Source organism: Prevotella sp. SGI.167 (genome assembly GCF_050313615.1).
In the GTDB taxonomy this organism is placed as follows: Bacteria; Bacteroidota; Bacteroidia; order Bacteroidales; family Bacteroidaceae; genus Prevotella.
The window spans coordinates 1-8,998 of sequence record NZ_JBNPLT010000054.1 but is presented as its reverse complement, the minus strand read 5'-3'; the positions used below and the strand labels follow the sequence as shown (position 1 = coordinate 8,998).

General features: G+C 39.3%; 7 protein-coding genes. All 7 read right to left on the bottom strand.

Translation table 11 applies throughout. The features are described 5' to 3' along the window. Nucleotides 1-198: 198 nt before the first annotated feature. Entirely contained in the window at nucleotides 199-1,416 is a 1,218-nt protein-coding gene (locus tag ACQRBJ_RS15380; RefSeq protein WP_445304146.1) for a hypothetical protein, read from the bottom strand. 165 nt (nucleotides 1,417-1,581) lie between these two features. Then, nucleotides 1,582-1,704, bottom strand: coding sequence for a hypothetical protein (locus ACQRBJ_RS15375; protein ID WP_445304145.1), 123 nt, complete (start codon nucleotides 1,702-1,704; stop codon nucleotides 1,582-1,584). Between the two features lie 76 nt (nucleotides 1,705-1,780). Continuing rightward, complete coding sequence (locus ACQRBJ_RS15370; protein WP_445304144.1) at nucleotides 1,781-2,896, bottom strand: FRG domain-containing protein; 1,116 nt, start codon at nucleotides 2,894-2,896, stop codon at nucleotides 1,781-1,783. Nucleotides 2,897-3,125: 229 nt separating this feature from the next. After that, nucleotides 3,126-3,836, bottom strand: coding sequence for a hypothetical protein (locus ACQRBJ_RS15365; RefSeq protein WP_445304143.1), 711 nt, complete (start codon nucleotides 3,834-3,836; stop codon nucleotides 3,126-3,128). Between the two features lie 72 nt (nucleotides 3,837-3,908). After that, nucleotides 3,909-4,823 (bottom strand): AAA family ATPase, encoded by a 915-nt coding sequence (locus tag ACQRBJ_RS15360; RefSeq protein WP_445304142.1) that lies wholly within the window; start codon nucleotides 4,821-4,823, stop codon nucleotides 3,909-3,911. A 5-nt stretch (nucleotides 4,824-4,828) separates the two neighbouring features. Continuing rightward, nucleotides 4,829-7,228: an N-6 DNA methylase gene (locus ACQRBJ_RS15355; protein ID WP_445304141.1), complete on the bottom strand. Its 2,400-nt coding sequence runs from the start codon at nucleotides 7,226-7,228 to the stop codon at nucleotides 4,829-4,831. A gap of 563 nt (nucleotides 7,229-7,791) precedes the next feature. Beyond that, a partial coding sequence (locus ACQRBJ_RS15350) for a DegT/DnrJ/EryC1/StrS family aminotransferase (RefSeq protein WP_445304140.1) occupies nucleotides 7,792-8,998 on the bottom strand: 1,207 nt, incomplete at its 5' end.

Below are 8,998 nucleotides of genomic sequence, written 5' to 3'. Positions count from 1 at the left end.
AGTCAGCACTAAGGGCGGTTTACTCCCTCGCTCCTGAGGAGAGAGGGCTGGGGTGAGAGGTGGATCCTTCCTTAACGGTAAGGAAGGTTTCTGTCCCCCGCTAACGGGGAACCGAAGGGGGTGTAAAGACCATTGAAGGTAGGTTTTCGAAAAAGCCTTTTTTAATGGTAAAGAAGGACGGGATGATTTTAGAGGGCATCAACTCCTCAGCAATCTCATTAAAGCAGGTCGATTGCCATAGTTATATTCTATTTCCTCCACAAAATCCAAGATGAGCTTCTTGGAAACCTCACAACAAGTGTACATGCCCTTGATGTCATCCACTATATAACCATAGCTCTTCGACTTGGCGTAACTCAGATGCAACCGTAATTCTTCGATTACATGATTGGTATAAGTCGCTTGATCCTCCTCACTCATATAAGGAGAATACTTCTTGAATAGTTGCACCCTACTGAATGACATCACATTATCCATCAATATTTTCATCAAGCATGAGAATTTCTTTTCCTCCACTATCATATCACAAACCAGAATGCAATCATCATCCGTAATATGCGGAATGTCTCCAAAGAGCTTCACCACAAACTCATCCCACTCCTCCTTGGCAACCAACTCCTTCAACTTGTTGAAGTAAGTTCGCTTATCCACCAGATGCTGACGGAACAATCTGCGGTATTCCTCAATAAGACCAGCCTTGTCATTTCGTTTCTCCAAGATTGCCACCTTTTGCAGATGCCAAGTCTCCGTGGCATTATATCCATCGTTGCCATACGCAGCAATTGTTTTGTCTATCTCCTTCACAGCCTCATCTTCCAATCCCTTTCCAAGCAATTCATTGATTTTGAAAGAACAGATATCAGGCACGAATTTGTATTCCTCCATGATGCCAGACACTTCATTCTCTCTTCCATGACTCCTCAGATACTCAATCTTCTTGATAAGCAACTTACCCAACTCCTCAAATCGGAACACAGAACTCAACTGGTCAAAGTACTCATCATCCACCAATCTCTTGTACTCGTAAGTATGATGTTTAATCTGCTTGTCAAGATCAGCGAGATAAGTATCAGCATCCGCCAATCGGAAGTTGATCGCCTCACGGATATGGTCGAAGAAGCAAAGACAGCAATCAACGTATGCCTCCATCTTCTCTATCTCCGCCATCTCTTTCTGTGCCATGGTAACAGATTCCAGAGGAGTCGCTTCATCTCTCAGCATCTGCGCCAGCTCCTTCTCTACTTCATAAGTAAGGAAGTCATCGCCATCGTACTCTTGATAGGCATACACCTCCAAGCGGATGTATTCATCAGCCACGAAGCGCAGATAGTCCAGCCCACTCCTCACTGCATTCTCATAGTCCTTGGCATCCACCAAAGCCTTGAATTGTTTGTATTTTGGATAGAATTGTATCATTGATTTACTAAACAAGTTAATTCAAACCAAGAAGACTTACGCAGGTTTCGACCTCTACAGTTCTGGTTAAAGTCCTGCATCACCTTTTCGAAGTATTCCTTTGTTTTCATAATTCTGATTTTTTAGAATTCGGATGCAAAGGTAAATACTTAATGTGTTAAAACCTTACGCTGTAATGATGATATACACATCCAGTCCCTTATCTACCGCTACATAGTAAGCAAGCAGCTGCAGCGGAACCACGCTCAGCTGCGGAACCAGCGCATTCAGGGTTCTTGGAATCTCCAATACATTATCCGCAATCTGAATTCATAAATTAAATATTATAAATGGATGGTAATATCTGCTAATCAGTACCATCATCCTAAAATCTACAAATAGGAATGCAATATATATTTTCCAAAAAATCAAAACGCTTTTTGTCTAACCATAAAGCATATTCTTCCTTCAATAGAAAATCATCAAATTTTACTGGAGAAACTTCACAAACCTGAATACCTTGTGATTCTAACAGAACTAAAAAAGCATTGAAAGACAATTTAGTATACCAAAGCAGATGACATAGCTTTACAGCTGCTATAGAACAACACTCTTGAGTATTAATTCTATTAGTAATATCTACTAAGGAATCGGATGGAAATAAAATTTTGCCGCAGTCTAATTGTTTAAATATATAGTTTGAATCATCATTATCATGTCTAAAATAAATCTTTGAAAAATTACCATCTTCATTTAGATTTCTAATTTGGCTTTTATAAGCAAAACCTGACTGCACCCCTGGTCTATTAAAATAGTTAGAACCTATTGGACGACTATATATTTCACCAATGACACCTTCTCTGAAATATAAAACTCCATATAAATCAGACAAACTATAGCTCTCATCCACAAGATATGGAGAATAGGTCTGTGTTTGATTGTCATACTTCGCTGTAGCAAAAAACGCAGAGACCCATAAATCATTACTAAAATCCACAACCTCAGTAGGAATACCATAATGCTGTGCCAAACCTTCTTCATCTATAGGGACAATAAGTGTACCAGGTAATCCATCTCTTGTAAATGTGTGAGACTTCAAGTATTTAACCACCGGATGACTATTCAGCAATTGAATGAATTCTGCTTGATGCAAATGAGCCAAAAGCTTTTCCTTTTCCGTCTTTAAGCGAAAAAAAGAAGAAAAACAGTTTGAATAATAGTGATTTTGTCCTCTAAATAACATGTTCATGGTCTTACTACATGGATATAAAAATTGCCCTTGAGGATGAAAATCTGCACGACATACCATATAATTACCACGTTCTAACATGAAATCTAATGGCATTGTAACCTTATCCGCATCTTTTGGTTCATTAAACTGTTTCTCACCCAGTACAGACTTTATAATATCCATCATCGTTGGATATTTCATTATATTTTGCTCTTGAGGTGGATTCTGAAAGTCAGGAACCGATAAAATTGTATCTTTTATTTTAATCATTTGATCAAATGAGACAAAAAAAATTAGACATTATCTTCAACAGTTTCAAAAAAATCGTCTTTTTGACATACAAATTTAAAACGAGATAAATTCGTATTTTTATGAATATAAGCATTTCTAGCTCGTATCATTCTCTGAGCATCAAAAATAAATTGTTCATCAACATCCGGTTTACATCTACGCATGACTCTTGCAATACAACTTGACATGTTAGAGCTGTAAGAAACGCTTATATTCTCTTCTTGCCTTCGGCATCAGCTTGTTTAATTTCTTCTATAAAATCGAACAGCTTAGCAAACTTACTGAATTTATTATCTGCCAGTTTGTTTTTATTGCACATTTCTGCCAATTTCGATTTCAAACTATTCTTTTCAACAATTTCATTTAAAGTTTTGAAACTCATCACAAATTTTGAAAGAACATTATGATGGAAATAGTCTTCAATATTAATATCTCCTTTTCTACCAGCTGGCACAGGTATAAGAGCATACCAAATATCTGCTTTCTTTTGAGCCCTACCAAAAGCTTTCTTATTAGCATCCTTATCCAAATCAAATACATTTCGGATTGATTTCCATCCAGCACCATCATTATCAAATAATGCAATCATCATCTGATTCTTCTTTGGATGAAACTTCTCACTCATCATTTTTAGATTGCTGCTTCCATTGCATGGCAAATAAGAGAAGTCCAAATCCATATATTTCCCTTGCTTCTGGAACACTTCTAATGCCTTGGAGATATAGGCTTCATCTGTCCAGCCTTCCACCAACAATATATCCTTATTTGAATTCAGGAAGATATTTTGATCCTGTATCGTCCATGTATCATTCGTCAGAACCTTTACAATAGCAGCCTTGTCCTTATCAACAACTTCCGCATTACCATTCTCATCAGCCGACAACATGATGATTGCCTCATCATCAAATTGTGTAGTCAAAGATGGAGAATGTGTCGTTATAACATTTTCTCGGTTGTCAGTTTCCGTCAAGAAAGAAACAAGTTTCCCTTTTTATGCTATATGGATATGACTATCCGGCTCATCCAACAAGAGCAAGGACCTCTCATCCGACAAAGCCTCCAGCATGAATAACACAACCATCATTTTCTTCTCTCCTTCACTGAAGAATGCCGTATCTATTCCGTCATTGAAAGTGATGACAAAATTTTCCTTAATAAGCTCATACACTCCAACAAGGTTATTGTAGATAAACAAAGCATCCTCTCCATTTGGACAGAAATCATCAATTGCAATGTCCCTTCCCGCTGTTCTGGCAAGCAACTGGCGTAAATATAAGGCAGGAGCACTATTGCTCCATCCATCAAGTTCTTTTTCATCTACATCGAGTGTTATATGATCGATACTCTTTACACCCAAAGTATTGGTAAGGAAATTGGCAAAAGCCTCTACTTGATTCTTGCAACAAGCCATCACCACAAAGATTATCTTCCAATAATCCTTGTTTACAAACATCATTTGCAAAGAACGTGTAGCCGTACCTTTAATCAACTCTTTCGTATAAAGATCACGAGGCTCCTTATAGTAACTTTCATAGATACGGGAATCTTCACCACTATAATTACAGATGATGCGTGATGGAAGATATTGTGGCAAAATATCTTCTACTTCAGCATCATCCACCTTTACGTTATCTATCTTTAAAATAAACGAATGTTTGTCCTTATTATATATTAACCAAATATTGTGGTTCAACATCTCATACTTCAGATAGAAATTAAATTCGAAATTTCGAGTAGAATCATAATACAATGTTTTGAAGACGCTGCTCAGCGCCTCCAGCACATTGCTCTTACCAGCACCATTTGTACCGATAATAACGTAAGTTGACATGTTACTGTCAAACTTGATTTTCAGCCCTTTTAAATTTCTAAAAGGTGACTTCACCTCAAACTCCAATAGTTTCATAGCTTCTAACCTTTATATAAGATATTACTCAAGTCCATTTTTTGTTTCTCAATCTTTTCCGTCAACAGCTTAATTTCATTTTCCATATTGACGATTCCCTCTACCATGTTTCTTTGCTCTTCCAAAGTTGGCAAAGGAATTCTAGTAGATAGAAATATAGCCTGTGACAGTCGCTTACGACCAGTGGAACCATTGCTGGCATTCTTATATTGGTCGAGAATGGCATCATCATTCAATGCCAACTCCAAATAAGGAGGATAAACCTGTACCTTATCCAAATCAAATACCATAAAGTCCTGGGTCACAATGCTGCCGCCCAAATCATCAGGCACAAACCCAAATGCCCCACTCTTTCCATCTATCTTAGAAACGATGAATTGACCAGCATGAACCTCTGTCTGTTTCTTTGTGCCGATTGATTCACCGAGAAGAGTATCACGCTTTTGTATTCCTTTATTAAATAGCTTTACTGTCAAGCGAGTATATGATTTATCGTCTTGAATATCTATTTTTTCACTATAGACAGAAAGAATGTCTTTCAGTAACACCGAAGGATACTTTGATGACAAAGCGATACTCTGCATATCAAAACATGAAGAGACATTCCATTTGTCCATCATTTGTCTTTCTACGACCTTGAAATAAGGTGAAGAAGATATTGCGCCCTTGGTAATCCATTCCTTTACCACGGGAGCAAGTCCTGTTAGCTGCTGGTTGTCTGAAGGCAATCCTTTGGAATTGATTCCTGCATCATCCACTTTGGAAATAGAAATAACATTGTCTGCATTTCCCTCGTTTTTTATTTTCTTCCGCAAGAACACCAGACTTGGTTTCACATTTGCCCCAGATGCAATAAACACATCAGCAGGAATGGAAGTTATATTCAAAATATCAGCCTCGTTCTCCACATACTTTCTTACATCTTCCATATTCGGATTATTCAGAATACCATCAGGAAGCACGAGTCCTGCACGACCACCAGGCTTCAATAAATTCAAACATCTCTCTATGAAAAGAGCCTCAGCATTACTCTTCTTGATATGGTAGCTATCACTTACTTTCTTTCCATCATTCTCCAAATCCCTTGCTATACGCAAGCCAAATGGAGGATTGATGAGAATCACATCAAACTTCCCATCTTCAACGCCTCCGACATTAAACAATCCGTCATGGCAATATACCCCAAGATGTCCATCACCATGCATAATCATATTCATTTTTGAAGTACGAGCCATTCTGATATTTGCATCTACACCATAAATATATTGATGGCAAAGTTTATAATATCGAGAACCAATATGTTTTTTGTCTAGCTCCAATAACAGTTGCTCTACTTGATATTTTTTTTCCGCCACAGACATGGTTGTATGATTCACCACATCATGAATCTGTTGATGAATATCATTGTCTATCAAATCTTGAACATGCTCAAATGCACGAATCAGGAAGCCTCCACTTCCACAGCATGGATCACAAATAGTTTCCCCCTCCTTAATATCCAACACATCAACCATATAGTTTACTATAGTACGAGGGGTAAAAAACTGTCCCAACTCACCACGGAAAGTCTTTCCCAAAAATGACTCAAATGCCAAGCCTCTAATATCATCCGACAAGTTACACAGATTAAAGGGTTCCAAAGTCTCTATAATCTTCAGTACCGTCTCACGCTTGATATGTATCGTATCAGCTTCCTCAAACAGTCCGTCTTTTTGAAAATACTCCTTTGTTTTACGAAACAGAACATCTAGGAATACGCCTTTTGAGCTCTTCGCAACGAAATCACTTTCTAACTGTTCGTATTTATTCCTTGTAAAGATAAGTTCACCATTAGGATATCGTTCATAGTCCATTTTGATAAAGATAACTTTGCTAAATTCATCAAAGGCAGACTCAGGAGATAATTTATCTATATTACGAATAAAATTATGGCATTTACCAAATGCTTGTAACAAAGCCTCCTTGGACGAATTGCGCATCTTTGCGACAAAAGCTCCCAACAACGTATCATTGGCAACATCAGCAGCTTTCGGGAAATCAGCAATTTGCTCCAATGCACCGCTTTTCTTATCATCAATAAGAAAAACCTTTGTCTCTTTAAGATTATGCATCACAACAAAGCGCAAGGAAGAATGCATAGAGGTTAAGAAAACGCCATGAACGTCCTTTTTGTCAATTTTAACATGCTCCATCTTGCAGAGAATGGTCACACAGATATCAGGGAGGCGATTATTTTTCTTATCGTCCCCATTTTTCCATATAGCCAAATCAACACTAAAGTCATGAGATATTTCAACATTCCTTCCGATTTGTTCATCTTGGTAACCATAGTCACCTAAAAGTCGCTGTTGAAAACTCTCAATCATTTGTGTTTTGTCAATGTTTGATATATTATTCTCTGCCATAATACCGTCTTTATAATTTCTCTAAATGGCAAAAATACGAAAAAATCCCGGTATACACAAAGTATTTTCAAAATATTTAGAGTATATTAAGAATTCTCATCCGACAACACGCTCAATACCGCAGTTTTTTCTACTTTTGAAATAGCAAGTCCGATGATTGATCACCAATATTATGTAATCCCAGGACGCATAGGTCCAAATCTGTGTAAATTCGTGAAATCCGTGGTTCCTTTTCTCTCCCGAAACAAAAGTATCAGCAAGTCGTTGCCAGGCGGTCCCATCCCGCAAAACATGGCGCAGGGCTTTGATGCCCCGCCAACCTTATAGCGAAGCGGTTCCGAGCACCGGAGGGCGGTTACATCCTCTCGTCCCTGAGGGAAGAGAGGCTTGGAGAGAAAGGTGGAGCCTTCCTTAAGGGTAAGGAAGGTTTCTGTCCCCCGCTAACGGGGGAACCGAAGGGGGTGTAAAGACCATTGAAGGTAGGTTTTCGAAAAAATACCTTCCAGAATAGAAGAAGATGTAGCAAAACCATCCACCTTACGCTGAAAGTAATAAAGAGGCGATTAAACAATCGCCTCTTTAATACTTTCTACGATGTAACGAACATCATCATCCGTTACCATCGGACCCGCTGGCAAGCAGACACCCACCTTGAAGATAGCTTCACTTACACCATTCACGTATGCAGGAGCATTCTGATAAACAGGCTGCTTATGCATTGGCTTCCACACTGGTCTTGCCTCAATCTTCTTGCTCAACATGAAGATACGCAATGCCTCCACATTCTCATTCGGCTGGCAATCAGTGGTAGGAGAATCCACCATGTGAATTACACCAGCTGCACCACCAACGGCAGTCTTCACAACCTCCTTATACGCATTCTCCTGACCCTGAATCTTCAACTTCGGATCAAGAGTCACAGTACAGAGCCAGTAGTTGGAATCATAGTCGGCATTAGGCGCCTCATGCAAGGTTACACCCTCAACATCCTTCAAGAGTTCCTTATACAACTCCTGTACATGCTTATGATGAGCGATGTGATCCTCCAATACTGTCATCTGACCGCGACCGATACCCGCACAAACATTACTCATACGATAGTTGTAACCGATGGCAGTATGCTGATAGTAAGGATAAGCATCACGAGCCTGAGTTGCATACCACATCACGTTGTTCTTGCTCTCGGCATCCTGGCAAATCAAGGCACCTCCACCAGAAGTAGTAATCATCTTGTTACCATTGAATGACAACACGCCAAACTTACCGAATGTACCCAGCACCTGACCTTTCCATCTGGAACCACAGCCCTCAGCTGCATCCTCCACTACAGGGATACCATACTTTTCTGAAATCGCCATAATCTTATCGCAATCATAAGGCATACCATAGAGAGCAACAGGAACAATCGCCTTAGGATACTTACCCGTCTTCTCCTTACGATCAATAATCGCCTTCTCCAGCAACTCTGGATCCATATTCCATGAATCAGGTTCAGAATCGATGAATACAGGAGTAGCACCAAGATAAGTAATAGGATGAGAAGAAGCACAGAAAGTAAAACTCTGAACGCAAACCTCATCACCAGGACCTACGCCACTAGCCAACAAACCCAAGTGAACGGCAGCAGTACCAGCACTCAGCGCCACCACCTCACGAGACAACTCAGATCCATCGCTGTTCTTAGAAACGAAAGCCTTGAGGTCATCCTCAAAACCATTCACGTTAGGACCCAGAGGCACCACCCAGTTGGTATCAAATGCCTCCTTTACA